The following is a 26,545-nucleotide window of genomic DNA, read 5'->3' on the forward strand; positions in this document are numbered from 1 at the left end:
ATAAATCAGAATCTGATTTATCAAGTTTCATACCTTCTTCTTCTGTTGTCAGTATCCTTTCCGACGACAAACAAACCTAAGCCGAAGGATTCATAACCACACTGTAAACCGTAATAGAGTTAAGCTCTCTGCCAAAATAAAGCTTGTCTAGTGCTTCGTACATATTTCTTGCTCTAAAATAAGACGTTTGAAGTTCTCGCTGCCCTTCTTTCTCTTTCGAAACCCATTGAATAGTATAAGAACTATCACGTTCACGGTAATTTTTCACATACTCAAACATTTTTTTGAGGGCATCTAATTTGTCTGTTCCGTGCTCGGTATGAAACAAAAAAGATTGATTGTGACGAGGATTGACCGTAATTAAATTAAGTTTGATAGTTGTTCCTTCTTGTGAATAATCAAAAATAAGGCTTCCATCAATTCCTAGATGGTCTTCAATTCCTTTCTGAATACGTGCAGACTCTACGTGTATGTCGTTTGGTGTCATTTTCTCATGTTTTTTGGTTTCTTAATTTTTTGTAGTAGTAAAATTAGTAAAAAATAAAGAGAGATAGTAAACAAAAAGTTTTCTATCTCTCTAAATTAATTGTCTTTAGATTTTGCATAAAAGATTTTTTTCAGACGTTTTTAATTTAATCTTGAACGAAGCTCTTCAATTTGGTCTTTTAGTTTAGGTTGAAAAGGATGTATTTGATAGAGTTTTTCAAGTGTATCTAATACGCCATGTTCGTCTCCAATTTCAGAATAGATGGTTGCCAGTCCTGCCAACGCTCCAAAATGACGGTTTTCCAAATTTAAAGTTTGATGAATATCATCAATGGCTGCCTTATAATTTCCTCGTAAATAAAAAGCTGTTGCTCGTTTGTTCCACCCTTCTGCAAAATTTGGGTTTTGCTCTACTACTTGTGTAAACGTATTGATAGCATCTGTATAATCTCCTTTTGAAAGATTTTGAGTTCCTTGTCTAACTAAGGTATTCATCTCTACATTACCTGTATTGAGCCAAATATTCCAAATTTGAGTTAGGATAGCTTCTATACGAGCCGTAGAACGTGCTGTTTGGAGTTGAGTAAAAAGTCGGTCTAGTATTTTATTATCTTGTTTCATAATTGGTTTTATTTATGTTCTTTTTAATAGATTATTCTTATAATTCTCAATTTTACAGAATTACATGTCTATTTTTTATTATTAAACCAAATTTTTAACCAAAAAGTTGTGTTTATTAAAAATATCAAACTTTATATATTAAAAATACAATCAAAAAAGCTTATTTTGATTAATTTATTAGATTTTGTTCTAGCAAAATGTTCTGAAAAAAACATAAAGAAAGGCTATAATTTGTAGCCTAAAAAAGATTTACGTTATCTTTGCATTGTTATCAAAACTAATAGTTTCCAACTTTTAGTTCTAAAAATATTTTCGACAGTTTGGAAACTGTCGGCTACCTATTTCAAAAACATGTTAGACTTTCTCACTCTCATTTCAGCCATTTCTTGGGACGTAAGCCCAGAAATTTGGCAATGGAAATTTATTAACCTTCGTTGGTACGGACTTTTATTCGCTACTGGTTTCATTGTTGGTTATTTTATTTTTTCTAAGATTTATCAAATAGAAGGCAAACCACAAGAAGACTTAGAGACGCTTCTTACTTATATGGTTATTGCCACCGTTGTGGGTTCTCGTTTGGGACATTGTTTGTTTTATGACCCTGTCTATTATTTATCGAATCCTTTAGAAATTCTCAAAATTTGGAAAGGTGGTTTGGCTTCTCATGGTGGAACTATCGGACTTTTGGTAGCCTTATTTTTATATGCTAAAAACCATCCCGACCAACCTTATTTGTGGCTTTTGGATAGAATTGTAATTCCGATTGCACTTGCTGGTGCTTTTATTCGTTTAGGAAATCTAATGAATTCTGAGATTTATGGAGGAGTTACTGATTTGCCTTGGGGATTTATTTATCTTCAAAATGGAGAAACACTTGCCAAACACCCTACTCAACTCTATGAAGCAGGGGCTTATGTTTTAATTTTTCTCTACTTGATGTTTTCTTATCTCAAAATGAAACGTTATGTTCCTAGAGGTCGTATTTTTGGACAATTTTTAATGCTTCTTTTTGGCGCACGTTTCTTGATTGAGTTTGTAAAAAACACACAGGAAAACTGGGAAGTTGAGATGATAGCAACTTATGGTATTAATATGGGACAGCTTTTAAGCATTCCCTTTATTCTTGTAGGAACATACTTTTTTGTGCGTTCGTTTTCAAGCAATGCAAGACAAGAAGCAGTTGATTTTGCTGAAAAGGGTAATAAAAATGTTGTGGGTAGTAAGAATGACAAGAAATAATACACACAAACTTCTTGATTAATATTACGCATTCGAAAATTTCCCCACGATTAAAATCATGGGTTTCATTTATGTATGCAAGAAATTTTTATCCTTGCGTAACATAAATTGATTATTGGAATAACCATTTTCGTGAGGTCACGAAAATGGTCTATCCAAAAAATACCAATAAGAAGCCATAAAACAAACGTTTTCGTAAACTCACGAAAACGATATAAAATACATTAAACCATTTTGTTGAACTCAACAAAATGGTTTAAATAGTTAATAACGTAGTGTAGAATTTTCACTAATTATGAAATGGAACGAAGACAAAGACATAGAAACTGAATGGTTTAGATTATGCCGAAAATTACAATCTCATTTTGATAAAAAACCAGACTTAAATGGTATTTTATTTTTGATGGGAATACAAGAACTAGGACAAGGAATCCGAGCTTTTAGCAAAGATGAAAAACAAGATTTGATGCACATGGCAACTTGCAAGGCACTTAGTTATGCAGAGTATTATCAGCTAGAAGGAAAAGATGAAGACGGCTGGGTGCATTGGAAACTCATCAAACCACTACCTATTCTGAAAATAGAAGAACAAGAAAAACTCCTCAAAATGAATATTATTACTTATTTTAAGGAGGAAGTTTTTAAGGATGAGGAATATTGAAATAAATTTAGAAGTTAGATTTCAGAAGTAAGAAGTAATTACGAATACTTTGAATTAGTGAAATTAATTCTAATTTCTAATTTCTAAAATCTAAATTCAAACTTAGTATATAAACTCTCCGTGAGCAGAAGAAATAGTCAGCTTTTTACCTTCGCCGTCATTCTTTTCTACTCTACCAATTACTTTTGCATCAATTCCAAACGATTTTGAAATATCAATAACCGTTTGAGCATGTTCTTTTGGAAGATAAATCTCTAAACGGTGTCCCATATTGAAGACTTGATACATTTCTTTCCAATCTGTTTTGCTTTCTGATTGAATCAACTCAAAAAGTGGTGGTGTTTCGAATAAAGAATCTTTTATAATATGTAAATTCTGAGAATTATTAACAAAATGAAGAATTTTGGTTTGCGCTCCTCCCGAACAATGAATCATTCCATGTATATGTTCTCTAATTTTATTCAAAATCTCTTTCACTACTGGCGCATACGTGCGTGTAGGCGATAAAATCAATTTTCCAATATCTGTTTTGATGTCCTTTGGAAGCTTTTCATAAATATCTGTCAAACTCCTAGAACCACTATAAACAAGTTCGCTAGGGACGGAGTTATCAAAACTTTCTGGGTACTTCTCGGCATATTTTTTAGTCAAAACGTCGTGTCTTGCAGAGGTTAAGCCATTGCTTCCCATTCCTCCGTTGTATTCTGATTCGTAAGTCGCTTGTCCAAACGATTCTAAACCTACAATCACGTCGCCTTCGCTTATTTTGTCTGTGCTGATAACATCGTTTCGTTTCATTCGTGCTGTTACGGTGCTATCGACGATGATTGTACGGACAAGATCACCTACATCTGCTGTTTCTCCTCCTGTACTGAAAATGGTAATTCCTTGTTCTCTAAGATTTTCTAATAATTCTTCTGTTCCGTTGATTATTTTGGCGATAACTTCGCCTGTAATTAGATTTTTGTTGCGACCAATGGTAGAAGAAAGCAAAATATTATCGGTTGCTCCCACACAAATCAAATCATCAATATTCATAATGACAGCATCTTGTGCAATTCCTTTCCAAACCGACAAATCTCCCGTTTCTTTCCAATACAAATAAGCCAAAGATGATTTTGTACCTGCACCGTCTGCGTGCATTATATTGCAGTATTCTTCATCTCCTCCCAAAATATCTGGGATTATCTTACAAAATGCTTTCGGAAAAATTCCTTTATCGACAGATTTGATGGCTGCGTGTACATCTTCTTTTTGTGAAGAAACACCACGTTGTGAATAACGAGAAGTCATAATTAGTAATTTGTTTTGTCGGTATTGTTGTGCTAAAATACCAAACAAAGGCGAAGAAAATATTTTTTGAAATTTCTTATTACAAAAGTCTGAAAATATTGGGGCTTGTGCAAAATGTAAAGGACTTTAATTTTATTTCTTCTAACCAAACAAATTCAATATATTTATAAAACAGAGTACAAACTAAACCTTAGCTATGAAAATTCTGACATCAGGTAAATATTATGGTAGAAAAGAGTCTGAAGTTAATGTTGATAAACTGATTTTGTCTGAATATGATTATCGTTCGGCTCGTACAGATTGGCATTATCACGAAAACCCATACTTTATGTACTTGCTTCAAGGTAATGTATATGATACAAATAAGAAAGTAACGACACATTGTACTTCTGGTAGTTTGATTTTCCACAACTGGCAAGAAACTCATTACAACGAAAAAGCGACTACACAAGCAAGAGGTTTTCATTTAGAATTTCCTAGAAGTTGGTTTGAACAAAAAAAGTTAGATAGTAATCTTTGGGAAGGCAGCCAACTTATCAACAATCCTACATCACACTATCTACTGGCAAAACTTTACTTTGAGTTTCGGTGTCAAGATATATATTCAGATATTTCTATTGAATTATTGACGCTTCAACTGTGTGAAACGATAGAAAAAAATGAATTTTATGAAAAGGAAAAACAGCCTATTTGGATTAATTCGCTACGACAAATACTTAATGAAGATTCAGAAAACTTGAATTTAAAGTTGCTTTCTAATCAGTTAGGCGTTCATCCTGTACATATTTCAAGAGCAGTTCCTAAGTATTTTGGAAGTTCATTAGGAGATTATATTCGCCAACAAAAAATCAAAAAAGCATTAAGTTATATTTTTTCAAAAAATTATTCCCTAACAGAAATTGCTCATTTGTGTGGTTTTTCAGACCAAAGTCATTTTACACGCACTTTCAAAATCTATCTCAACAAAACTCCTAGTCAGTTTTCTAAACAGGTGTTTTAAGTCAGAAAAAGCTTGATGTTAATTTGGTTCTATTTTATCCATAAAAGAAACTTTAATTTTATGTCTTTAAATAAATTTTTATCAAACTATTATTGTTTCAATGTATAAAATTATCTTCACTTTCTTCTGCTATTTTTTAGCAAGTCAAATTTCATTTGCTCAATTAGATTTTTCTAAAGAAAACATAAGCAAAAACCCTCTATTTTCAAAACTAGATAGTACAATAAAGGCAGGAAAATATGAACAAATAACAAGCGTTTTGGTCGCTCACAATGGCAATTTGATTTTTGAAAAATATTATAATGATACAGATTCAAACTCAATGCACAATACTCGTTCGGCAACAAAAACAATGGCGAGTTTACTGACAGGAATTGCTATAAAAAAAGGGTATATCAATTCTGAAAAAGATAAAATATTCAAGTATTTACAGCACAAACTACCTACGCAAAATGCTGATAAAAGAAAAGAGGAAGTTACGATAGAAGACTTACTCACTATGAGTTCTGTAATGGAATGTGATGACTACAACAGTTTTTCTAGGGGAAATGAAGAAAGAATGTACTTGATAGAAGACTGGACAAGTTTTTTTATTGATTTGCCTATACGAGCTTATACATTTGAGCCAAAACCAGAAAATCAGCCTTATGGACGTTCTTTTCGTTATTGTTCGGCTGGAGCTGCAACTATGGCAGAGATTTTAGAGCGAAGTATAAATATGAAATTAGATTCTTTTGCTTATCATAACCTTTTCAAACCTCTTGGTATTAAAGATTACAAATTAGATTATAATCCAGAAGGAATTTTGAATACAGCAGGAGGAAGTGAATATAGAAGTAGAGATTTTTTGAAACTGATTCAGATGTGTTTGAATGACGGAAAGTGGAATAACCAAGAAATTTTAGAAAAATCTTGGTTAGAAAAAGCAACTACACCAAAAGTAAAAGTTTATGAAGGACTTGAATATGGATATTTATTTTGGCTAAAAAGTTTTGGGCAAGAAAAAATGTATAAAGCATTTTGTATGGCTGGAAACGGTGGACAGAAAATACTAGCAATACCAGAATTAGGCGTAAGTGTCGTAATAACAACAACTAATTATGGAAATGGAAACGGACATAATTATACAGATGAAATAATGAATGCGTTTGTTATTCCTGTAATAGAAAATTAAAAACAATATTGGTTGTTTCAAAGGAACTCCACAGTAATTTTTTCTTAAAGAATACTCCTACTTTGGTTCTGCTGAGTTAGGAGTATTTTTTTGTTTAGTAATTTCTATTTACAAGCTGTTATGCAAAACAAACGAATGTTGTATATTAGTGTCCTTATAAAAAAAGACTAAGACAAACTACTATAAAATGAAACATTCGTTAAGCCTATTTCTACTATTTTTTATCGTTCAATTTACTTTTGCACAAAACACAAATCAAGAAACAACACAAAGAATTGATACCTATTTGGATAGTATCCGAAATGATGAAGCAAAACTCAGACAATTTCTGACAAAACTTCCCAAAGGAGCAGATATTCATCATCATTATAGTGGTTCTGTTTATGCAGAAACGTATTTGGAATATGTAGAAAAGAATAATTTATGGATTAATAGAAATACTTTTGCTATTTCTGATAGCGAAGTTTCAAGAAGCGAACGAAGCGAATGGTCAAGGGTAAATTCACTAAAAGCAGATGGCTATTGGTCAGATATAAAAATAAAAATCATAGAATCTTGGTCGAAGCTCTATTTCAATTATGTTTCAAAACCCAATGACGAACACTTTTTTTCTACCTTCGATAAATTCAGTATTCCAGAAAACGCTACTTTTAATGAAGGAATTAGAGAGATAAAACAAAGAGCCATTTCTGAAAATGTAAGTTACATAGAAACGATGTTTACAAGCACAGGTTTTTATAATACATTTGAAAAAGATGAAGATTTTGCTACTGAATTATTGAAGTTACAAGAAACAAAAGATAAATCTATTCAGTCAAAATTAGCAGAACTTTATAAATATTATACAGCAGTAGAAAATAAGATATTTCTTTCAAAAGTAAACGACCACAACGAACTAATACAAACCCTTCACACAGAAAATAAAATAGACGACGACAAATTTATGATGCGTTATCAAAACTATTTTATACGTGTTCTTGACCCAGCCACTACTTTCAAATCGTTTCTAATTTCGTTTCATTCTGCCCATACATCAGATTTGGTGGTGGGAGTAAATATTGTTGCGCCAGAAAACAATACCGTTGCGATGAGAGATTACTGGCTTCATATGCAAATGTTTAAGTATTTTAAATCTGTTTATCCAAACGTAAAAACAGCAATGCACGCAGGAGAACTAACACTGGGGCTAGTAAAACCAGAAGATTTGACTTTTCATATAAACGATGCTGTATTGGTGGCAGGTGCAGAGCGAATCGGACACGGCGTTGATATTGCGTATGAGAAAAATTCAGAAGAGCTTTTAAAATATATGACACAAAATGAAATCGCCATAGAAATTAGTTTTTCTAGCAATGATTTTATTTTGGGTGTGAGTGGAAACAGACATCCTATACTTTTGTATAAATCGTATAACGTACCGATAGTGATTTCGACAGACGATGCAGGTGTACTTCGAACAGATTTGACGCAGCAATTTTTGATACTGATAAGAGATTATCCTTCCATAAACTATCAAGATATCAAAAAAATGGTTTTTAATAGCATCAATTATTCATTCTTAACTGAATCAGAAAAGGAAAAAATAAGGAAGGATTTGGAGGGGCGTTTTTTGGAGTTTGAGGTGGGGTTTTTGGAACAACACTAAAACTCATTGGCTTCTCGTAAAATAATTTCAATAAGATTTTTGCTTAGTCGTATTCCATTTGATTGAGCAATTTCTAGCAATGGTTTTATTTCAGCAACAAACCCTTTTTCCTTTGCTTTCAATAATACACCAAACGAACCAGAACAAGTATATCCTTTCAACTTAGCATAATTTCTAGCCGTTTTTTCATCAAGAAGTAATAAATCAGCTTGTAGTTCTTCTACTAATACGATAGCCTCTGCTTCTCCTTTGTCTAAAAATGTAGTCAAATGTTCTACTAATTCTTTGTTTTTGACTTTTTCTATTTTAATCCAATCTATCTTTTTTAAGTCCGTATAAAATGGCTTGTCTTTTCCTGCTTCTATTTCCAAATAAACTTCATAAGGAACAACTATACTCTCATACATTTTTTCGAATAAATCTAACTTACCAATTCCTAAAAAGGTAATAATAGGAGTTGTATTTGAAATTATTAGTCTAGGCATTATTTATATCTTCTTTTAAAGATTCTTTATTACTATCATTATAAATATCTACGCCATATTTAGCCAAAACATCAAAAAATGCTATACGTGTAATTCCTAAAATCTGCGCTGCTTTCCCTGATGATATTTTACCAAGTTCGAAGAGTTTTACTAAAGCTAATCGTTTTATTTCTTCTCCAAACTCGCCTTCTTGCATACGCAAAACAACGGCTAGTTCTACTGGAAAATCTACTTGCAAATGAGTATTCATAGTATTTTTAATATTTGATTTATAGTTTATACAAAAAGATTTATTTCTTTCTCCATTGATTGAATTGTTTACGATTTTCTAAAAATTCTTCATATTGTTGTTCGCTCATTCTTGGTGCAGACAACAAAAAATCATTATCAAATGAAGGCGTATTTTTTTGGACTTTCTTTTTTTCTAATACATTTTGTGCATCTATTACCAGTTTTTGCACTTGACTAGCAGGAAATTGTTTTATTATCTCTAGTAGTTGCTGATAAGCCAAATTTACTTTTATTTCCATAATCGAAATAATTTAGTTTTTAAATAATGAATATACTTTCTTAACGCTGAAATAACTTTTTAAGTTGAGAACTGAAATTATTTTATACAAATTTTCTAAAGGAACGTACTGTTTCAAAAATACCTATTGAAATAAAAATTCTTCCCATAAAATCAAAAAACACAAAAAAAGGATTCTCAGAAAAATTTGGATTAACCTCTTTCATAAAATCTACTCTATGAACAGGATTTATATATTGAATCCAATAAGCTACTAAGTTATCACAAAAATACTTTGTGCCAGTTGTATTTAGTTCTAGAGTGTAACCAATATTATATAACATAAGACTAAAAAACATGAAACTGATTACTACTGTAATGATTGTAGCTTGTAAAAAGTTAGTACCAAAACTACTATATCCTTCAGATATTAATAGACTGATTAAAGAGGAATAATCTGAAGCAGATTTTTCTTTATCATATAAATACTTACGCAAATTATTTTTAGATGCTTTATAATAGTCTAATTCTTCAGTTTTATCATTTTTATTTTTAGAAGATGTATATAAATCATTAAATATTTCATACAATTCTTTATGCTCTCCCTTTATTATCTGACCTTTTATTGGAAATGTGGAATTAAAAGTTTTCAAAGATGATAAGTCTACTTTCTTTATCTCTATACTACTAAATTTAGATAAATCAATATTTTTAAAAGTCGCATTTCCCAATGTCGAATTTAGTATTTTTAATGCTGTTTTTTCTTTAAAAGAAACTTGAAGAGCATTTACGATACTCTCTACTATTGCTATTATTGTTTCTGCACTCAGTTCTATATCTATTTCTTCTGTTTCTAACATTTCTGCTGCTCTTGCTGCTGTTTTATTTAGTTTTGTAGTTATTTCTAGTGTCTCTACTGCTTTTATTGCTTTTGTCTTTAAGGTTTCTACTATTATTTTTTCTTTTTCTATGATTGTCTTGTTTATTTCTGTTAATGCTATTACTGTTATTGCTGCTACTTCATCTATATCATCTAAGTCATCTGCTTCTTTAAACTGCATTTCTAAACCTTTTATTTTCACATTCAATTCTTTCAGTTTTGTTTCTGCTAAATTTACTTCCTGTCTTGTTTGTTGCACTTCCTTTTTTGCAGTTTCTATTAGTTTTTTTGCTTCAATAGCTGCTCTTGGTATTGCAACTTTTGCTTCTTTCATTGCTATTACGGCTGCTTTTATTGCTATTTCTTTTGCAGCTTTTTTTGTTTTCCTTTCTGTTTCTATACTTTTTCTCTTTATTTTTTCTAAATCACTATTTATTTCAACACTTCCTTTTGATCTATTACCTTTTGTTTCTTTTAATTTTTCTTTTAATTCATTTATTTTTTCTATACGTTCTGTTAGTATCCGTTTTAGTTTTTCAGTGTCTCTTTCTGCATCTTTTATTTTATCTGCATCTAAGTGTGTTTTAAATTCTATTTTTATATACTTATATAGGTTATCAATTTTTAATATTTCTTTTTTTGTTTTTTTTTCTTGTTCTATTAACTCTTCTTCTCGTTCTGCTATTGCTTGTTCATACTCTAATATTATCTGTCCTTTTTCTTTTTGTGTTTTTGCTATCCTTGCTTCTGTTTTTTCTGCTATTTCTATTGTTGCTTGTATTAATCTTGTTCGTATTATAGCCTCCATCATTGCTACTGTTGCTGTTGTTGTGATATGAAACTCTTGTATTATATTAGTATCAGATAAATCAATAGTACCTCCATTATAAAATCTGGATATTTCTAGTGTATGTAGACTAACATTGTTTATGGATATTCTAACACCTGCATTATTATTCCCTTTTAAAGTTAAATGATTCAACTTTAAGTCTTTAATATCTACGTCTCTGTCATTTATATTTAACTGAAAATCATTAAAAAAACTATCTTGTCCTTTAATATTAATAGAACGTTTATGAACAGACTTGCTATCATCTAACAAAAATTTACCAAGATTGCAATCTTCTATATTTATAACCTCTAATTTACTTCCAGCTAAAAGCATATTATGAGATGATACTTTCTCAAAAGATACTTTTTTGAAAGATTCTCTAACAACTATTATATCTTGTTTTTGAGATGATATAAATTTTATATTGAAGTCACATTCACACTCTATCAAATGGATTATTGGAGTTTTCAGAATAAAAGATAATTCAATATTATTACTATCCTTACAAGTAAATGTACATTCTGAAAATGTAATTGATTCACTTGCATATAATTCGATTTCATGAAAAAGCATCTGAGAAGAAAAATCAATGTTAATTTTTTTAAATAAAACTACTCCTTGATTGCTGTGTTTTTTTCTTCTAATCTCCTGAATTAATTGGTAAGAAGTCATTGTATTGGGCATAAAGATATTGCAAAAAAAGCCAATTTACTTTAGCTTTTATTTATATTCTAAATATACAGATTCATTTTTTTTAAACCTCACAAAACTGGCTTTTTTATAAAAAAACAAAATAGAGAAGTGAACCTCATTCACGATAAAAAAACCAATATCATATCTTTGAGTTCATTTGATACAACAAATAAAATATCGTACATTTTTGAATATGCACTAACCAATGAAAGACATTCTAATCTCTAGTAAAACACACACGTTAAAACTAACTTTTGCAGAGGCATTCCACCCTTCCAAATTGAATATCAGAGCAGACCATTGGTATTTTACATACAAACTTCGTCTATTAGATGATTCTTTGGAGTTTGGAAAATGGTTTACTGGGAGATTTTGGAAGCTGACAGATGATATAATTGTATTTGAAGAATATACCAATAAAAATCTTGATGAAGAATCCATAAAATATGATAGTGATGTTTCGCTGCGACTTTTTCTTATTGATTTTCAAAAAAATGCTACTGCAAGATTTTCTCACTTTCAAGGAGGACAGTTTGATATAATAGAATTGACTGAAGATGGCAGAATAGTTTTTCAGAAGAAAGCGTACTCTCAAACAAGAGAATTTGAGATTAATCTTGATGATTTGAAATTTGAATCATTTGATAAAATTTAGAAAATAAACGATTATCGTATCTTTGAGTTAAATTCAAAAACACTAACCAAATCATTCAACACTCAAAGAAATATGATTATTGCAGAAGATAAAACCATCAACTATATAAAAGAAGTTCTAGAAAATATGCCAAGCGATTGGATAGGACTTACTACACACCGATTAGATATTTATAACGAATCTCTCGCCAAAACTCAATTTTTAGAGCAATTTGAAACTTTATTTGAGGCAAACAACACTAAAAAATCAGCATTAGAAATTCTACCTACGGCGTATGATTATATTCGTTTGGGACATCCGTTATCGTCTGTTTTGGAATGGGGAATTGCTAATCTAAATAATCTTCCTTCAAAAAACATTATTAGCTTTTCATCTAAGACTGCGCCTATTTTGGCTGTTTTGAGAAAGAATTTGTTTGAGAAAAAGAAAACGCAAATTCTTTACACAGATGAGCTACCAACTTGTTTTGATGCTAAAGTAGTGAAAGAAGTTTACGGTTATGATTTTGAAGTAAAAAAGATTGGAAGCACAGAAGAAATAAAAGAATTTAATGGAAGCACAGTTCTTGTTTCAGAACAAAAAGAAATTGGTAAAGCAACTCTGAACTCAAACATAGATTTCTTTATTTCTATTCACGATGAGCTTGGAAGTATTATTTTCATTAATAATTCTGATACTAATGACGAGTATATTTCAGAAATTCAGCACGTCAGAAGAAGAGAAACGATTGCCATGACTCCTGCTGATTGTTACACAGCATTACAGTCTTTGGTAGGAAATACTTCTTTTGAGCCTACAAAGTTTGATACTAAAAAAGACAAAATTTCTGTTTTAGAATCCATCAAAAAAATCACAAAAGCAGATGCAAAAGCTGTTGTAGGTTCTAGTGGCTTGTCGGTTCAGTACGCCATTATGATGGGACTTGTAAATGAAGCACAAGAAAAACACAAAGGAAAAGCTATCAAGTTTATTGTTCCTCCAAACTGTTATGGTGGCACAAATGACCAAGCAAGGCGTGTAGCTGCGTGTTTGGATAATGTAGAAGTAATGGATTTGCCTGTCGATGGCGATAACGATATGGTAAGCAGTACAGATTCGGTTTTGGATAAAGTGGCTGAACTAGATGCTGTTCCGTATATCATTGCCGAAATTCCGACCAACCCAAGAGTAGAAGTTCCAAATCTTGAAAATTTAGAAAAGGCATTGAGCAAAAAACGTAAAACTCCGAATGGAGAAGAAGCTATCGAACCTGTCTTCATTCTTGACCAAACTTTTTGCCCAAATGTAAACTTTTTAGGCGAAAATCAAATACTCTCTACTGTCAAGACGATTTCGTATGTGAGTGGCTCAAAGTTCCCAAGTGGAGGAAAAGTAACGGCTGGTTATGCCACGGCAAATGAGAAAGCAGCAACACTAATGGAAAATATAGAAAAACATATTATTCTTTGTGATAACGAAGCTACAGACTTTCAAATGTCTATTCTAGCAGAACAGCTACCTTCAATGAATCAGAGAATCGAAGGTGCATATAAAAACACTAGAAAGTTTGTCAATTTCATTGAAGAAAAACTTCCCACAGCAAAGATTAATTTTGTTTCGGAAGAGTTGGCAGCACAAGGATTTACGCCTTCTGTTTTTTCATTAGACCTTCCCACAAAAGGCAATACAGCAGAAGAAAAAGAAGCTTACAAGAGAGAATTAAACGATAAATTAATCACGATGATGATTAAAAAAATTCCTAATGAAAGCAAATATTGTGTGAGTTATGGACAGCTAAAAGGCGTTTATTGGACAATTCCTGCTACTTCTACACAAGGCACAACCAAAGAATCTGACAAAGATTATATTGCTCGTGTGTCGCTTTCTTCGAATATGGATTTGGAGCATCACAAAGAAGTATTTTTAGAATTTGTAGAACAGATTTAAGAAGTAAAAAAGCCAAGTTATGAGAGTAATTTGGCTTTTATACAAAAAATGAATTGACATAGATTTTTATTAAAAAACAAAAAGTAATTTACAAGTGGCTAGAGATGACTTTAATGCTGATACCAAGAACAGACTTGCTAAGAGAGCAGGATATCAATGTTCGATATGCAAAAAACTTACAATTAGTGCATCAGAAGAATCTAATAAATCCGTTAATTCAACTGGAGTAGCAGCACACATTAGTGGAGCGTCAGATGGAAGAGGTAGCAGAAGATATGACCCTCAAATAAGTCATGAGGAGAGAAAAAGTATAGAAAATGGTATTTGGCTATGTTCAGAACATGCTAACTATATTGACAGAGATGAATTTAAATACTCTACAGAAAAGCTATTAAGTATTAAAAAGGAACATGAGAAACAAATAAGTTTAAAACATGAAGGGCTCGACATAAAGAACGGTTCTTTGTATGAAATAGAAGTAAATAATATATGTCTATTTAATTCAAATATTAAGATTAGACTCAAAAAAAACAATGTATTTATTGGAAATAATGGTACAGGTAAATCAACACTTTGTCAAATAATTTCTTCATTAGAGAATAGTAAATATCTTAATCTAATTAAATTAAAGTCAAAAGGACAAAATGGATATTTCAAGCTAAAATTTATTAAGTCCGTAAGTTCAAAGTACAGAGTGATTGTAAATTCTAATAGTAGAATTGAGTATGAGGTTGATGAAGTTGAAACACCTATTTTAGACTCTCCAGTAAAAACACTTTACTTAGAAGAAAAATTTATGGCTTATGTCAATAATTCATATGATTTTAAAAGCATAACTACGGCTAAAAAAATTTCTAAGTTTTTTAATCTCAAAAAGAGTGAACTGATAAGTCTGTTATACTCTATTAGAAATAAAAGAAAGTATTTCATTCATGACTTGGAAATCACAAATAGTAAAGAGTTAGAGTTTAAAATAAAAAATTCTGCACCTTTTCTACCTCTAGCAAACCTTTCTGGTGGAGAATCAGTAAAAGTATGCCTTGAAATTATTTTACAATTAGCAATATATTTTTCTAAATTTCGTCCTACTATTCTTCTAATTGAAAAAGGTGTCATACATTCTCTAGATACTGATGGAATAAAATATCTAATGAAAATTATCGTAGAAGAAAATTTTTTATTTCAGTTCATCTTTGTAGATTATGACAAGGAGATGGATTACATCTATCCAGATATGAATGTCTTAAAGTTTATAAATGAGAATGGAGTGAGTAGTGTCAAAACAATAAATTGATAAAGCTCCAAAACTATTATCTATCTCACTTTTATATTTAATCTCTCTAACCAAGAAAATCAAATGAAAATTTACTTACCACTAGCTCTATTATTACTAGCTTCATGTTCTTCAAAAGAGCAAAAAAACGATATTACTTCAGAAAATCAAGATAGTGTAACTGTTTTGGCAGAAAATATAGAAGTTACTACTGAAAACAATACTCCTAACGAAAAGAGTATGGAAGTAACTGAAATAAAAGCATTGATAAATCAAGACTTTAAAAACCTAGATAAATTAATCCTCAAAAACGAATTTGGGGGAGGCGACTGTTTCGGAACGTATCAGCAAAATAATATAAAAGAGAAAGGCTCTATTGCAACGATTTATAAAATGGATTGTAATGACTACGGTTTTACAAACTATCGTCTTATTTCATCAGAAGAAAATACACCTTTGTTTTTAGAAAAAGTGAAATATGAAAACGACATGTCAGGAGAGCAACAATTATTAGAAGAATGGGTTATCAACTTTCAAGATACTTCTAAAGTGTATTACAGAAAAGCCGAAAAAGTAGATTATGAAATGACAACCATTGCAGATGATGTGAAATTTCAACTTTATGAAGGCAGCTCTTTAAATATTAATGAAGGATTATCAGAAATAGAAGCTGGAAAGACAGAAGAGTTATATGAATAAAGAAATAATAAGTAGAATCAGAGAACTTGGAGGAACTACCAAGTCAGCCAGTTCATTACAAGAGTTTTTGCAAGGTATAGAATTTAATCATCCATTATATCCAAAAGAAAATTGGGGAAACGAATTGTATGGTGTAGATGATTTCTATGATGATAATAAAAAACTCTACAAACAGAATAAAGACAAATTTTATGAACGTTTGATGGAACATTTTTTCTCTGACCACGAAATACCCTGTGGGCAAATGTTTTACAGAAAAAGATTGTTTACTCCTCTCACAAAAGGAACAACTGATTTTGAGGAGTGGGGAGATGATTTTGAAGATGAGGAAATGACTAATCTCAGCGAAGTCAAAAAAGTAGTTGGAAGTGGTAGTTTAGAATTTATGGAAATAGCTTATTCGTATGGCTTTCCTGATGGCTATTATATCTGTTTGTCAGACCCTAACCCACAAAACCCAACTGTTTTTGGAACTGACCATGAAGTTTTTTTTGAAGAAATAACAAATGAAGGAGCATTTGAAGAGTTTTTAAAACGATTTTATGCTCCATCAGAATTTCTTGAGGTAGTCAAAGATTACATTGAAGAAGAGAAACGATAAAACACATATATATCGTCTAAATTAATTCAATTCTACAGGATAATTTTTACACATATAATTAAATGATTTTGTAATGATTTCCTTCAAAATATTCTTATCAATTTTATCTAACTTGGTAATATAAAGACAAGAAACGCTTGTTTTATGTTTCCCCAGTTTTTCTAGAAGTTCTTCATATTTTCCAAATCCATCAATAATATAGATAGACAAGTTTGCTTTTCGTGGTGCAAGTCCTGTAATAAAATAATCGCCTTCTCTTCCACTTTCATACTTATAATGATACGAACCAAAGCCAACCATACTATCTCCCCACATTTTGGGTTCAAGTCCAGTTATAGATTTCATTAATTCCAATACTTCAAAAGCATCTTTTTTGCGCTGCTCATTTTCTATACTGTTGAGGAAATTTTCAACGCTATTTTCGTTTTGTTTGATTTTGTTTTCTGACATTTTTTTGTGGGTTTTAGATAAAATAGTTGTGCCAAAGACACAAAAAACACCTCATTCTTCATTTAACCTAAACCTCTCAAAATTAATCCGATTAGGCTTTCCAAACTTCCATTCTTTCAATAATTTCTCTTCATTAAATTGCTTTTGATTTTCTAAAAGAATAGAACCTAGAAATTTTTCATTGTTGTAATATTCAGCTACAATTAACCTTCCGTCTCTTATTTTTTCAAAAGATGAAACTGCATTTGTTATATCTTCTTCAAATTCACTTTCATACCAACCTCCAAAATGACAATGGTAATTAGAAAATCCAATAGTTATCTTTTCATCTTGAGTATCTAAAGTTAGAAATGGATTTTTATTTTTACTAAAAGATTTGATTTTTATTTCTAAAAAAATCGTTTCTGTATCATCATTTTGATGAAAACTAATTTGATAAGGGGATTCTAAAATAGAAGGATAATTTTTTTTTTATAAAATCATTTACTTTTTGAGAGTAATTATCTAGTTTATTCTGTTTATCCATTAGAAATTAATATTATTCAATAATTATAAATTGGGATTAAAGGAACTACAAAGTCAAACATCAAGTTAAGAATTTAAAACCAAATAAAAAGTGTACTAAGAAGCCGTATTATTTTTTGTAAATTTGTGCTTTAAATCAGAAATAAAATAGCAATACATCAAAAAAACTATATAGAATCAATCTTATGAGTAAAGATACTAATGTAAGAGTACGTTTTGCGCCATCTCCAACAGGTGCATTGCATATCGGAGGAGTCCGTACTGCCCTTTTTAATTATTTATTTGCCAAAAAACATGGTGGCGAATTTATCATTCGTATAGAAGATACTGACCAAACTCGTTTTGTAGAAGGAGCAGAAGAATATATTTTGGAAGCCTTAGAGTGGATTGGAATTACGCCTACTGAAAGCCCAAAACATGGAGGAGAGTATGCGCCCTATCGCCAGTCTGAGCGAAAAGATATGTATAAAGATTATGCGATGCAGCTTATCGAAAACGGACATGCCTATTATGCTTTTGATACTTCAGAAGATTTAGAGGCAATGAAAGAACGTTTGAAAAATGCTGGTGTTGCTTCTCCTCAATACAACAGTATCACTCGTACACAAATGCGTAATTCTTTGACTTTACCAGAAGATGAAACAAAACGACTTTTGGAGAGTGGAGAAAAGTATGTTATTCGTTTGAAAGTTCCACGTAAGGAAGAAGTTCGTCTCAATGATATGATTCGTAATTGGGTGGTTGTTCATTCGTCTGCTATTGACGATAAAGTTTTATTAAAATCTGACGGAATGCCTACCTATCATTTGGCTAATGTTGTGGATGACCATTTGATGAAAATTACTCACGTTATTCGTGGCGAAGAGTGGCTTCCATCTGCTCCTTTGCACGTTCTTTTGTATCGTTATTTGGGTTGGGAAGACACGATGCCAAAATTTGCTCACTTGCCTTTGATTTTGAAACCAGACGGAAACGGAAAACTATCAAAACGTGATGGTGCAAAATTCAATATGCCTGTTTTTCCATTAGAATGGAACGGAAAAGGAACAGGAGATGAGAAATTTGAAGGTTTTAGAGAGTGGGGTTTTGAACCTGCTGCTGTCGTAAACTTTTTAGCTCTTTTGGGTTGGAATCCAGGGAATAATGAAGAGCTTTTCTCTATGGAAGAATTAATCGAAGCCTTTGATATTGCTAGAGTAAATAAAGCAGGTGCAAGATTTGATTTTGATAAAGCAAAATGGTTTAATCAGCAGTATCTACGCAACAAACCAAATAGTGAAATTGCAGAATACTTGGCTTCAAAAATGGTCATGAACTCCTTAGCTGATACTTCTTATTTGGAAAAATTAGCCGAAATATTGAAAGAACGTGCTGTCTTTTTGAGTGATTTTTGGGAAGGTTCTAAAGTTTTCTTACAAGCTCCATCTGAGTATGATGAGAAATTAGTTGCCAAAAAATGGAATGCTGATGCTGTAAAAGGATTAAACTCTTTTGTAGAACTTTTGAAAAATACAGAATCATTAGAGGACGAAGCACAAACAAAACAACTTGTTTATGATGCTGCTACAAATGCAGGTGTTAAAATGGGTGTTGTTATGTTACCTCTAAGACTTGCTCTGACGGGTGCAGGTTCAGGTCCCGATTTGATGGAAGTAGCTGTTCTTTTAGGAAAAGAAGAGGTTACTCTTAGAATTGAAAAGGCAATTAATGAATTGGAAGTAAAGGCTTAATTGAAAATATATCGTTTGTGGGGACACAAACAATGACAAGATAAACCTTATAAAAAGTCTAATCTCATTTTTGAGGTTAGATTTTTTTATAGGAGCTATTTTAAGAAAAACAAAGAAAGTTAGACAGCTTTTAAACTATCTAACTTCTATTTGACACATCTACAAGTATTTAATTGTATTTGTTATGCTCCAAATTCTTCCAATTTGAATGTATATTCTTTTGGGTCTAATTTGAAAGTTCCTTTATTAAAGCTAGAAATAAACTTAGCAACTGTTTCATCAGTTACTTCTTTTACTTTCAAACAAACATCTAAGCCTACACCGTATTCTACAGCTTCGTCAAAATCAATATATTCGCTTACTTGTATTTCTTGATTTTCTTCTATTTCAGCTACTTTTTCATCAAAGTATTCCATTGATTCAGATTCTTCGTTTTCCATTTCAACTTCCAAATTAAAATCTGGAAAAGTATCTTCTACACGTTCTTCTGCTAATGCAAAAACTTGCATTTCGTGTTCTACACGTAAGGCAAACAGACACGCATCAAATACAACAGCATTGCCTTTGTATTCTCCAGTAAAATAAAAACAAACTGATTCGGGCGTACGTTCAATGTCTTCGTTGATGACAAAATCACGTCCTTCTTTTAGAGCTTTATCTCTAATAATTTTGATAGCTTCTGCTGAATATCCTTCGTTTTGCATAGGTATTGATTAATTACGTATTACGAATTATGAAATAATCAGTGTAGCTAATTAAAAACTACGAATGTAATTCAGAATTACAGTAAAACGTTGGGTTTATGTTTTGTATATTTTTTCTAAAAAATGATTTTAAATTTTTCTACCAAACGCAAGAAGCCTTTGATTTGTTGTTGAAAATTAAAATTTATTTTTCCACATCATAGATTCTACTGGTTTTTCGCTTCTCTGATTGTATTTTGCAGAATTTTTCTTGTTATAAGGTCTTTCAATCTGTCCATCTACTTTAAAATAAATAAGCTGACCAATTGGCATTCCAGCATAAATACGAACAGCTTGTGTAACCGAAATTTCTAATGTCCAAGCATTACAAAAACCTACATCGCCTTTTCCTGCCGTTGCATGAATATCAATTCCTAGTCTTCCTACGCTAGATTTTCCTTCTAAAAATGGAACGTGGGCAAGTGTTTCGGTATATTCTTCTGTTACTCCCAAATAAAGTGTATTCGGTTGAAGCACAAAGCCCTCTTCTGGAATCTCAAAAGTAGTGATTTTGTTGTGTGCCTTAGCATCTAAAACTTCGTCATTATAGGTAGCCAAAAACTTCCCTAAATGAACATCATAGGAGTTTGTACCCAAACATTCTCTATCAAAGGGCTCAACTAAGATAGTTCCCTTTTCAATTTCGGTTAGTATTTCTTTATCTGATAAAATCATATCTATTCGATTACGGATTACGGATTACGAATTACGCTGAATAAACTGCAATGAATTTAAATTATTCATTCGTAATCTTTAATCCGTAATTCGTAATTAATTCAAACTTGTTGTCTTCAATTATCTCTGTTTTAATAGGCGCAATAGCTATTTTTGGGGCTTCAAAGCCTTCGTTAAAAAAGACATTTGGAGCTATAAAACGACGGATTTCATCATAAAACCCATTTTCTATCAAGGAATGAAGAATTTTACTTCCTCCTTCTATAAAAACAGAATGAATATTTTTACGGTGCAAATCTTCAAAGAGTGTTTGCCAAAAATTATCTTGACTAAGCTCTATAAGTTCAGTTTGTAAAAATTTATCTACAAAAGTAGTCTTTTTTGAGTTATCAGCCTTATCATTATCAGAATAAGAATAAAAAATTGTAGGCTGCGAATCATCAAAAACCGAAAAACTAGAATTTAATTCTTCAAAACCATTTCCTGCTAAGATAATTCTTGTTGGGTTTTTGCCTGTCCATTCTCTTACATTTAGTTTTGGATTGTCTTGTAAAACGGTGTTTTTTCCTACCAAAATTCCGTCTTCTTCGCTTCTCCATTTATGCACTAATTTCCTAGAAACAGCATTACTAATCCATTTTGAAGTACCATCTTTTCTAGCTATAAATCCGTCTGCTGTTTGCGCCCATTTCAAGATAATATACGGACGTTTTTTTATAAAAGCAGTCATAAAACGTCTATTTTGGTATTTTGCTTCCTGCTCACACATTCCTACAATTACCTCAATTCCTGCATCTTTTAGCTTTTGGATTCCTCTTCCTGCATCGTTTTGAGCTACCAACGGATTTGGGTCAAGTGTAGCAATAACTACTTTTTTGACATTTGCTTTAATGAGCGCATCAGCACAAGGAGGCGTTTTTCCAAAATGACTACAAGGCTCTAAAGTAACATAAACCGTCGCTTGAGAAAGTAGATTTTTATCATCTTCTGAAATACTATTGAGTGCATTTACTTCTGCGTGTGCTTCTCCATATGTTGCGTGATAGCCTTCTCCAATAATTTTGTTTTCGGCTACAATTACACAACCGACTAACGGATTCGGACTTACAGCACCTTTGCCTTTTTCAGCAAGTTGTAAGGCACGTTGCATGTATAGTTCTTCGTTCATTTTATTTATTTTATCGCTCGTGGGGACACGAGCAATGGTGGGATTTTACTTATCGCAATATAATTTTAAATGTAGAGGCACAAATTGTTCTCCATTCCATTGTAAAATATATTTCTTTGTAATACTAAAGTTTAAGCTATCTTCTACCAAAGGATTAAAAGTAAATGAGATTTGTTGTTTATTTTTATCAAATGAGATAAGTGAACCTGATTTAGGGTTGTTTGGATAAGGATATAAAGCTATGTTTGTTTTTTCCTTTATACAACTCTTACAATAAGATAATTTATCATCTATTATTTCTATAGGTTGAATAGAAGTATAATGTTCTAGTTTTTTATAGTTAAACTCAGAGATTAACAAATATACTGCACTTCCATTTTTTTCTACTTGAAATATACCTCTGAGATTATCTGAATAACAGTATCCGTAATCATATCCGTATCCCCCACCACAATCTATCTTTTGAGCAGTAGCTTCATTATTCTTATGACTTTTAAATTGAATATATGTATCCATTTTATTATTTGCAGTATAGACAATGCCATCATAAAAGTTTAAATCTAAATATTTATAATAAAAAACTCTGAGCTTTTTATCTGAAGAGCATAAAATCTGCACTTCCTTAGCTAATTTGGGGAATGTATAATCAAGAGAACCTTTTTCATTGAGAAGTTGGAATAGTTTTTTAGATGCTTTCTCTATGCTCCCCTTAGTTTTTTTATCCATTTCATTCTTATATCCTTCTCCTCTTGTATATTTTTCGTTTTGTAATTTCTCAGCATATTTGATTAATGTTACAACTTCACTTTCCATTCTCAGTATTTTGTTTGAAGGTTTATTCTCATCTAATTCTATATCTTGATTTGTAATAGTATCTTTTTCAAACTTCTCAAGTGAATAAGGTTTCTCAAAAAAATATATAAAAGTAGTATCTACAATAGCATTTAATGCAGCTTTCAAAACAGCAGTATCTTTTTCATACAAAGTAAATAAAGGAGTAAGGTACTTTATATTTGGGTCTAGCATATTCATCCCCCCTTTATAATATTTTTCTTCCCAATTTTTAAAAATCCGAATATCTCTAGTTTCATCGTACAATTCACAATTAGCAAACTTCACTTGCATTTCTGACAAACTATCCTTTTCCAAAACAGAATAAGCCGTAGAAGTATGTATTTTTTCAAGAACATCAGTAGTTCTTTTTTTGGCTTCTTCATTTTTGATTTGAGAAAGCCATTCTTTTGGAGGGATTAGTGCTTTTTCTTCTTTTTGCTTACAGGCTGTACAAAAAACTAAGAGTAGAAATAAGAAAGCTAGATTTTTCATTTTTGATAAGTTTATTCTTCACAATATAATTTTAGAGGAATAGAAATAAATTGTTGTCCGTTCCATTTTAAGGTCATTCTTGACATTACTTCTCCACTTCCTCTTTTTTGGTTTCTGATTTCTTGTTTCTCTTGAGAATCTATCTCTTTTACGTGTCCATAATATAATTTCCTATAATTAAATGTAATCTCATTTTTCATAGAATCAAAAACAGGAAATGTACTTCCCCAACTTGATTTTATGTAGTATTTTGTATCTTCTCCTTCTACACAATCTTCACATAAAGCGATTTCATTGTTTTTCATTTCATAAACTTGTAGCAGAACGTGATAATCCATTCCTCCAGTACCATCATCGTAAAATATTCCGTATTTATTTTCCTCCAGCTGAAAAACAAGTTTTGGTATTGCCTCTGTATATTCTAAATATTTGAGTATACTTTTTGAACTGTCAGAAGCACGATAATGAATATATGAATATGCACTAGCAGAATTTCCGTGACTGACCTTATACGAATACACTCTAAACTTTTGATTTTCCGAAGCTAAAATACCATTCTCTTTTACAAACTTAGGTAATCCATATTCAAAAGCCTTATCTTGTTGAAGTGCTTTTTTCAATAAAACATAAATTTTATTTATTGAATCTGCCCTTTCATCGCTATTGTAACGAGGATAAACTTTTAAGTAAGACATAAGTTCTTGCTCTATTTTTTTAAGTTCTTTTGATGGTTGTTTTTCTGTTTTTACAGAATATTGAATCTTATTTTTATAAAAACTATGGTATCTACCAAAATCTATTTTTGTTGTGTCCATCATACTACCTAATGCAGCTTTACTGACTAAAGGGTCTTTTTGATACAAATCAGAAACATATTTCATTGAGGCATTGCTTCTACCTCCCATTGACCTATTATTTGTGTAACTCTCTAGGTAGCGAAAAACATAGACAAAATGTTCGACAGAAGGTGGAGTCTGACAGTTAGCAATTTGTACTTGAAATTTTGAAAGACTATCCTTTTCAACCACCGAATAAGCCGTAGAAATATATATTTTTTCAAGAACATCATTAGTTCGTTTTTTGGCTTCTTCATTTTTGATTTGAGAAAGCCATTGGTTTGGAGGAATTGGAGTTTTTTCTTCTTTTTGCTTACAGGCTGTACACAAAACTAAGAGTAGAAATAAGAAAGCTAGATTTTTCATTTTTCCATTTGTTATAGTAAATTTTCACTTGTCAGTTAATTTTCCATTTCTAGTATTCCAATTTCTTTTATGCTTCCATTATCTTGTATTTTATAGATTGTTCCTAGTTTTGGTATCATTCCTTGACTGCTTTCTTTATAGTCGATACATCTTATTGTATTGTCTGGATGATAATAAAATGTTGTTTTTCCTTCTTGTGCTAGTCTATCTTTAGAGCCTTTTATGTGGTATTGTACATTTTTGTGTGCTATCGGATTTCCTAGTTCATCAAAAGTAATGAGTTTGGTAAATTGAATATTTGTTCCTTCAAAAGCATAAAATAAAAGAGCCGTAATTCCGTTTGGCATGTTATCTAATTTTCCAATTAAATAAAGTCTATTATTATTTTTTGGTGCTAATAATATAGTTTCATTTATTCCGTTCGTAATATCAAAATAAGAATTATAGGTATCTATAAAAAGGCGAGAGTATAAACTCAAATTTAGATTCTCGTCTATGAAAAAGGGACTTTCAATACTTTTGGTAGTGCGTACAAATTCTGAAAAATTTTGATTGACAACCCCATTTCTCAAAAATAAATTTCTACGTTTTATGTCTTTACTTTCATCATAAATATTTGACTCATCTACATTAACTCTTCTGTCCCTTTTTTGGTAGGAGTTCATATTTCCTATTACGCACGAAGAGAGGATAACAGAAAAGAATAAAAATATGAAGGAAGAAATTTTGAAGATTTTCATTTGTGGAAATTTGAGTAATCAGAAGAGTATAAATAGCTAAAAAACACAATCAAAAAGCCTCTGCAATGCCAAAATAAAAGTTCCATTTCTCACCTCTTGCTACATCAAAACGAATATTGAGGTTTTCAGATTTTACAATTTTGAGACGCAAACCAGCTCCATAACCTACTTTTAAATTATCAAAACTCAAATCTGAAGTGGTATGATAAACATCTCCTGCACCAGCAAACAAAACCATTCCGATAGGCTCATAAATAGGAAAGCGATATTCCATTTGAGCAGCTATCATATTATTATCTAAAAAACGACCTTTGTAATATCCACGCATCAAATCACTACCACCCAAAGGAGCTAACTCTCCTAAAGGTGTACTTCCATCAGTAAAATATCCATAGCCTTGAAAAGCTAGAATGTCGTTGCGATGAGAAAGTTTGAAATACTGTCGTAAATCTACTCTCGTTACTTGGAAGGGTACACCTCCCAAAGCTTGTCCATGGAAGGCGTGTCTAAATTCATAGAAAGAACCATCCAAAGCATTCAGTACATTATCTCTAGAATCATATGTAGCAGCCAGTTCGATACCAGCCGAAACAGAACCATTAAACCCAAGAGGTTGTTCTTGAATCAGTAATCCATCTTTTTCTAGCTCCATATCCCAAATATTGTTGTAACGAATACCTGCACCAATAAAGAGTTTGCCTACTACTCTTTTCATTAAGAGAGGACTAATTAGAAGGGTCTGATATTCAAATAACTCTTCATTCTTTAAAGAGCTTTTATTACCAATTCCATAATACTGTTGTGGAAATTTAGAATATCCTAAGTTTCCTTTGAGTATCCATTTCTCATCATTGAAGAAAACCGTATAACCAGAGTTTACGACAACCTGCTTTCGGAGCGTATAAAGTGCCGAAATTGGCATATTCGAAGTACGGGTTTTGCTACTGGCATTTTTAAACTTGAACAACCACTTTGCACCAATTCCAAAACCCCAATTTGTTTCTGGTTTATAAGAAATAATAGGAGAGATGACGAATTTGCTACGAAAACGAGTAGAATCCTCTAGCTTATCAGCTTTATTTCTAAACTCTACGTAATCAATTACTTTATCAAAAAAGGTTTCTTTTTTATGATTTTCAGTCTCTGTTTTTGTAGAATCTTGTATGTTCTCAGATTGAGCATTGGCTGTCTTTTGAGTAGAAATAGAGAGTAAAACTATCAGGAATAAGGCTATAAAGACTTTGTTAGTAAAAATTTTCATTCAATTAAAATATAATAGTACAGGATAAGGAGAGTAAAAAAGCAAAAAAATAGA

Annotated in this window: 26 protein-coding genes; 11 read left to right on the forward strand and 15 right to left on the reverse strand. The window is 31.3% G+C overall.

What is annotated here, in order from left to right:
• Positions 1–76 precede the first annotated feature (76 nt).
• Both WAF17_RS09980 and WAF17_RS09985 read right to left on the reverse strand, forming a co-directional pair.
• Positions 77–487 (reverse strand): hypothetical protein, encoded by a 411-nt coding sequence (locus tag WAF17_RS09980; protein WP_338769506.1) that lies wholly within the window; start codon positions 485–487, stop codon positions 77–79.
• 140 nt (positions 488–627) lie between these two features.
• Positions 628–1,107, reverse strand: a complete 480-nt coding sequence (locus WAF17_RS09985) for a hypothetical protein (protein WP_338769509.1) — start codon at positions 1,105–1,107, stop codon at positions 628–630.
• Between the two features lie 351 nt (positions 1,108–1,458).
• Here WAF17_RS09985 and lgt point away from each other — a divergent pair, with 351 nt between their 5' ends.
• Together lgt and WAF17_RS09995 are read left to right on the forward strand one after the other, a co-directional pair.
• On the forward strand, positions 1,459–2,346 hold the full coding sequence (lgt, locus tag WAF17_RS09990) for a prolipoprotein diacylglyceryl transferase (RefSeq protein ID WP_338769512.1): 888 nt from the start codon (positions 1,459–1,461) through the stop codon (positions 2,344–2,346).
• A gap of 295 nt (positions 2,347–2,641) precedes the next feature.
• The gene (locus WAF17_RS09995) at positions 2,642–3,007 is read left to right on the forward strand and encodes a hypothetical protein (protein ID WP_338769514.1); all 366 of its coding nucleotides are present in this window, start codon (positions 2,642–2,644) and stop codon (positions 3,005–3,007) included.
• Positions 3,008–3,109: 102 nt separating this feature from the next.
• Here WAF17_RS09995 and WAF17_RS10000 read toward each other — a convergent pair whose 3' ends face one another.
• The gene (locus tag WAF17_RS10000; RefSeq protein ID WP_338769516.1) at positions 3,110–4,300 is read right to left on the reverse strand and encodes an AIR synthase-related protein; all 1,191 of its coding nucleotides are present in this window, start codon (positions 4,298–4,300) and stop codon (positions 3,110–3,112) included.
• A 196-nt stretch (positions 4,301–4,496) separates the two neighbouring features.
• Between WAF17_RS10000 and WAF17_RS10005 the strand changes: the two genes are divergently transcribed.
• From WAF17_RS10005 to WAF17_RS10015, 3 genes are all read left to right on the forward strand, one after another.
• Positions 4,497–5,300 carry an AraC family transcriptional regulator gene (locus tag WAF17_RS10005; protein ID WP_338769518.1) on the forward strand — a complete coding sequence of 268 codons (804 nt, stop codon included), beginning with the start codon at positions 4,497–4,499 and terminating at the stop codon, positions 5,298–5,300.
• Between the two features lie 100 nt (positions 5,301–5,400).
• Positions 5,401–6,474, forward strand: coding sequence for a serine hydrolase (locus tag WAF17_RS10010; protein ID WP_338769520.1), 1,074 nt, complete (start codon positions 5,401–5,403; stop codon positions 6,472–6,474).
• Between the two features lie 187 nt (positions 6,475–6,661).
• Positions 6,662–8,119, forward strand: coding sequence for an adenosine deaminase (locus tag WAF17_RS10015; RefSeq protein ID WP_338769522.1), 1,458 nt, complete (start codon positions 6,662–6,664; stop codon positions 8,117–8,119).
• On the opposite strand, the gene WAF17_RS10020 is transcribed toward WAF17_RS10015, so the two are convergent.
• From WAF17_RS10020 to WAF17_RS10035, 4 genes are all read right to left on the reverse strand, one after another.
• Positions 8,116–8,604 (reverse strand): DUF3368 domain-containing protein, encoded by a 489-nt coding sequence (locus WAF17_RS10020; protein WP_338769524.1) that lies wholly within the window; start codon positions 8,602–8,604, stop codon positions 8,116–8,118. The two genes, WAF17_RS10015 and WAF17_RS10020, sit on opposite strands and share 4 nt — an antisense overlap.
• Complete coding sequence (locus WAF17_RS10025) at positions 8,597–8,854, reverse strand: UPF0175 family protein (protein WP_338769526.1); 258 nt, start codon at positions 8,852–8,854, stop codon at positions 8,597–8,599. The genes WAF17_RS10020 and WAF17_RS10025 overlap by 8 nt, the downstream gene beginning before the upstream one ends.
• A gap of 40 nt (positions 8,855–8,894) precedes the next feature.
• Positions 8,895–9,134, reverse strand: a complete 240-nt coding sequence (locus WAF17_RS10030) for a hypothetical protein (protein WP_338769529.1) — start codon at positions 9,132–9,134, stop codon at positions 8,895–8,897.
• 82 nt (positions 9,135–9,216) lie between these two features.
• Positions 9,217–11,496, reverse strand: coding sequence for a hypothetical protein (locus WAF17_RS10035; RefSeq protein ID WP_338769532.1), 2,280 nt, complete (start codon positions 11,494–11,496; stop codon positions 9,217–9,219).
• A 226-nt stretch (positions 11,497–11,722) separates the two neighbouring features.
• Here WAF17_RS10035 and WAF17_RS10040 point away from each other — a divergent pair, with 226 nt between their 5' ends.
• The 5 genes from WAF17_RS10040 (at position 11,723) to WAF17_RS10060 (ending at position 16,671) form a co-directional block, all read left to right on the forward strand.
• Positions 11,723–12,172 (forward strand): hypothetical protein, encoded by a 450-nt coding sequence (locus WAF17_RS10040; RefSeq protein WP_338769535.1) that lies wholly within the window; start codon positions 11,723–11,725, stop codon positions 12,170–12,172.
• 72 nt (positions 12,173–12,244) lie between these two features.
• The gene (locus tag WAF17_RS10045; RefSeq protein ID WP_338769537.1) at positions 12,245–14,098 is read left to right on the forward strand and encodes a cystathionine beta-synthase; all 1,854 of its coding nucleotides are present in this window, start codon (positions 12,245–12,247) and stop codon (positions 14,096–14,098) included.
• Positions 14,099–14,192: 94 nt separating this feature from the next.
• Positions 14,193–15,392, forward strand: coding sequence for an ATP-binding cassette domain-containing protein (locus WAF17_RS10050; protein ID WP_338769540.1), 1,200 nt, complete (start codon positions 14,193–14,195; stop codon positions 15,390–15,392).
• A gap of 63 nt (positions 15,393–15,455) precedes the next feature.
• On the forward strand, positions 15,456–16,070 hold the full coding sequence (locus tag WAF17_RS10055; RefSeq protein WP_338769542.1) for a hypothetical protein: 615 nt from the start codon (positions 15,456–15,458) through the stop codon (positions 16,068–16,070).
• Complete coding sequence (locus WAF17_RS10060) at positions 16,063–16,671, forward strand: hypothetical protein (RefSeq protein ID WP_338769544.1); 609 nt, start codon at positions 16,063–16,065, stop codon at positions 16,669–16,671. The genes WAF17_RS10055 and WAF17_RS10060 overlap by 8 nt, the downstream gene beginning before the upstream one ends.
• Before the next feature lie 21 nt (positions 16,672–16,692).
• Here WAF17_RS10060 and WAF17_RS10065 read toward each other — a convergent pair whose 3' ends face one another.
• A complete protein-coding gene (locus tag WAF17_RS10065) occupies positions 16,693–17,121 on the reverse strand; it encodes a DUF1801 domain-containing protein (RefSeq protein WP_338769545.1) in 429 nt (142 codons plus the stop codon).
• A gap of 710 nt (positions 17,122–17,831) precedes the next feature.
• Here WAF17_RS10065 and gltX point away from each other — a divergent pair.
• Entirely contained in the window at positions 17,832–19,376 is a 1,545-nt protein-coding gene (gene gltX, locus WAF17_RS10070) for a glutamate--tRNA ligase (protein ID WP_338769546.1), read from the forward strand.
• A gap of 182 nt (positions 19,377–19,558) precedes the next feature.
• Here gltX and WAF17_RS10075 read toward each other — a convergent pair whose 3' ends face one another.
• The 7 genes from WAF17_RS10075 to WAF17_RS10105 form a co-directional block, all read right to left on the reverse strand.
• Positions 19,559–20,080, reverse strand: coding sequence for a hypothetical protein (locus tag WAF17_RS10075; RefSeq protein WP_338769548.1), 522 nt, complete (start codon positions 20,078–20,080; stop codon positions 19,559–19,561).
• Positions 20,081–20,257: 177 nt separating this feature from the next.
• Positions 20,258–20,794 carry a dCTP deaminase gene (gene dcd / locus WAF17_RS10080; protein ID WP_338769549.1) on the reverse strand — a complete coding sequence of 179 codons (537 nt, stop codon included), beginning with the start codon at positions 20,792–20,794 and terminating at the stop codon, positions 20,258–20,260.
• A gap of 61 nt (positions 20,795–20,855) precedes the next feature.
• The gene (gene ribD / locus WAF17_RS10085; protein ID WP_338769551.1) at positions 20,856–21,962 is read right to left on the reverse strand and encodes a bifunctional diaminohydroxyphosphoribosylaminopyrimidine deaminase/5-amino-6-(5-phosphoribosylamino)uracil reductase RibD; all 1,107 of its coding nucleotides are present in this window, start codon (positions 21,960–21,962) and stop codon (positions 20,856–20,858) included.
• Between the two features lie 45 nt (positions 21,963–22,007).
• Complete coding sequence (locus tag WAF17_RS10090; protein WP_338769553.1) at positions 22,008–23,288, reverse strand: hypothetical protein; 1,281 nt, start codon at positions 23,286–23,288, stop codon at positions 22,008–22,010.
• A gap of 11 nt (positions 23,289–23,299) precedes the next feature.
• Positions 23,300–24,490: a hypothetical protein gene (locus WAF17_RS10095; RefSeq protein ID WP_338769555.1), complete on the reverse strand. Its 1,191-nt coding sequence runs from the start codon at positions 24,488–24,490 to the stop codon at positions 23,300–23,302.
• A gap of 35 nt (positions 24,491–24,525) precedes the next feature.
• Positions 24,526–25,230 carry a hypothetical protein gene (locus tag WAF17_RS10100; protein WP_338769556.1) on the reverse strand — a complete coding sequence of 235 codons (705 nt, stop codon included), beginning with the start codon at positions 25,228–25,230 and terminating at the stop codon, positions 24,526–24,528.
• Between the two features lie 49 nt (positions 25,231–25,279).
• On the reverse strand, positions 25,280–26,491 hold the full coding sequence (locus WAF17_RS10105) for a BamA/TamA family outer membrane protein (protein WP_338769557.1): 1,212 nt from the start codon (positions 26,489–26,491) through the stop codon (positions 25,280–25,282).
• Positions 26,492–26,545: the final 54 nt, after the last annotated feature.

The sequence above is a fragment of the Bernardetia sp. ABR2-2B genome (genome assembly GCF_037126435.1).
In the GTDB taxonomy this organism is placed as follows: Bacteria; Bacteroidota; Bacteroidia; order Cytophagales; family Bernardetiaceae; genus Bernardetia.

Coding starts and splice junctions, on each gene's coding strand:
- WAF17_RS09980 (WP_338769506.1), bottom strand. CDS start 487: ATGACACCAAACGACATACACGTAGAGTCTGCACGTATTCAGAAAGGA.
- WAF17_RS09995 (WP_338769514.1), top strand. CDS start 2,642: ATGAAATGGAACGAAGACAAAGACATAGAAACTGAATGGTTTAGATTA.
- WAF17_RS10090 (WP_338769553.1), bottom strand. CDS start 23,288: ATGAAAAATCTAGCTTTCTTATTTCTACTCTTAGTTTTTTGTACAGCC.
- WAF17_RS10105 (WP_338769557.1), bottom strand. CDS start 26,491: ATGAAAATTTTTACTAACAAAGTCTTTATAGCCTTATTCCTGATAGTT.
- WAF17_RS10005 (WP_338769518.1), top strand. CDS start 4,497: ATGAAAATTCTGACATCAGGTAAATATTATGGTAGAAAAGAGTCTGAA.
- WAF17_RS10045 (WP_338769537.1), top strand. CDS start 12,245: ATGATTATTGCAGAAGATAAAACCATCAACTATATAAAAGAAGTTCTA.
- WAF17_RS10095 (WP_338769555.1), bottom strand. CDS start 24,490: ATGAAAAATCTAGCTTTCTTATTTCTACTCTTAGTTTTGTGTACAGCC.
- WAF17_RS10015 (WP_338769522.1), top strand. CDS start 6,662: ATGAAACATTCGTTAAGCCTATTTCTACTATTTTTTATCGTTCAATTT.
- WAF17_RS10025 (WP_338769526.1), bottom strand. CDS start 8,854: ATGAATACTCATTTGCAAGTAGATTTTCCAGTAGAACTAGCCGTTGTT.
- WAF17_RS10035 (WP_338769532.1), bottom strand. CDS start 11,496: ATGACTTCTTACCAATTAATTCAGGAGATTAGAAGAAAAAAACACAGC.
- WAF17_RS10075 (WP_338769548.1), bottom strand. CDS start 20,080: ATGCAAAACGAAGGATATTCAGCAGAAGCTATCAAAATTATTAGAGAT.
- WAF17_RS09985 (WP_338769509.1), bottom strand. CDS start 1,107: ATGAAACAAGATAATAAAATACTAGACCGACTTTTTACTCAACTCCAA.
- gltX (WP_338769546.1), top strand. CDS start 17,832: ATGAGTAAAGATACTAATGTAAGAGTACGTTTTGCGCCATCTCCAACA.
- lgt (WP_338769512.1), top strand. CDS start 1,459: ATGTTAGACTTTCTCACTCTCATTTCAGCCATTTCTTGGGACGTAAGC.
- WAF17_RS10100 (WP_338769556.1), bottom strand. CDS start 25,230: ATGAAAATCTTCAAAATTTCTTCCTTCATATTTTTATTCTTTTCTGTT.
- WAF17_RS10020 (WP_338769524.1), bottom strand. CDS start 8,604: ATGCCTAGACTAATAATTTCAAATACAACTCCTATTATTACCTTTTTA.
- dcd (WP_338769549.1), bottom strand. CDS start 20,794: ATGATTTTATCAGATAAAGAAATACTAACCGAAATTGAAAAGGGAACT.
- WAF17_RS10065 (WP_338769545.1), bottom strand. CDS start 17,121: ATGTCAGAAAACAAAATCAAACAAAACGAAAATAGCGTTGAAAATTTC.
- WAF17_RS10030 (WP_338769529.1), bottom strand. CDS start 9,134: ATGGAAATAAAAGTAAATTTGGCTTATCAGCAACTACTAGAGATAATA.
- WAF17_RS10010 (WP_338769520.1), top strand. CDS start 5,401: ATGTATAAAATTATCTTCACTTTCTTCTGCTATTTTTTAGCAAGTCAA.
- ribD (WP_338769551.1), bottom strand. CDS start 21,962: ATGAACGAAGAACTATACATGCAACGTGCCTTACAACTTGCTGAAAAA.
- WAF17_RS10060 (WP_338769544.1), top strand. CDS start 16,063: ATGAATAAAGAAATAATAAGTAGAATCAGAGAACTTGGAGGAACTACC.
- WAF17_RS10040 (WP_338769535.1), top strand. CDS start 11,723: ATGAAAGACATTCTAATCTCTAGTAAAACACACACGTTAAAACTAACT.
- WAF17_RS10055 (WP_338769542.1), top strand. CDS start 15,456: ATGAAAATTTACTTACCACTAGCTCTATTATTACTAGCTTCATGTTCT.
- WAF17_RS10000 (WP_338769516.1), bottom strand. CDS start 4,300: ATGACTTCTCGTTATTCACAACGTGGTGTTTCTTCACAAAAAGAAGAT.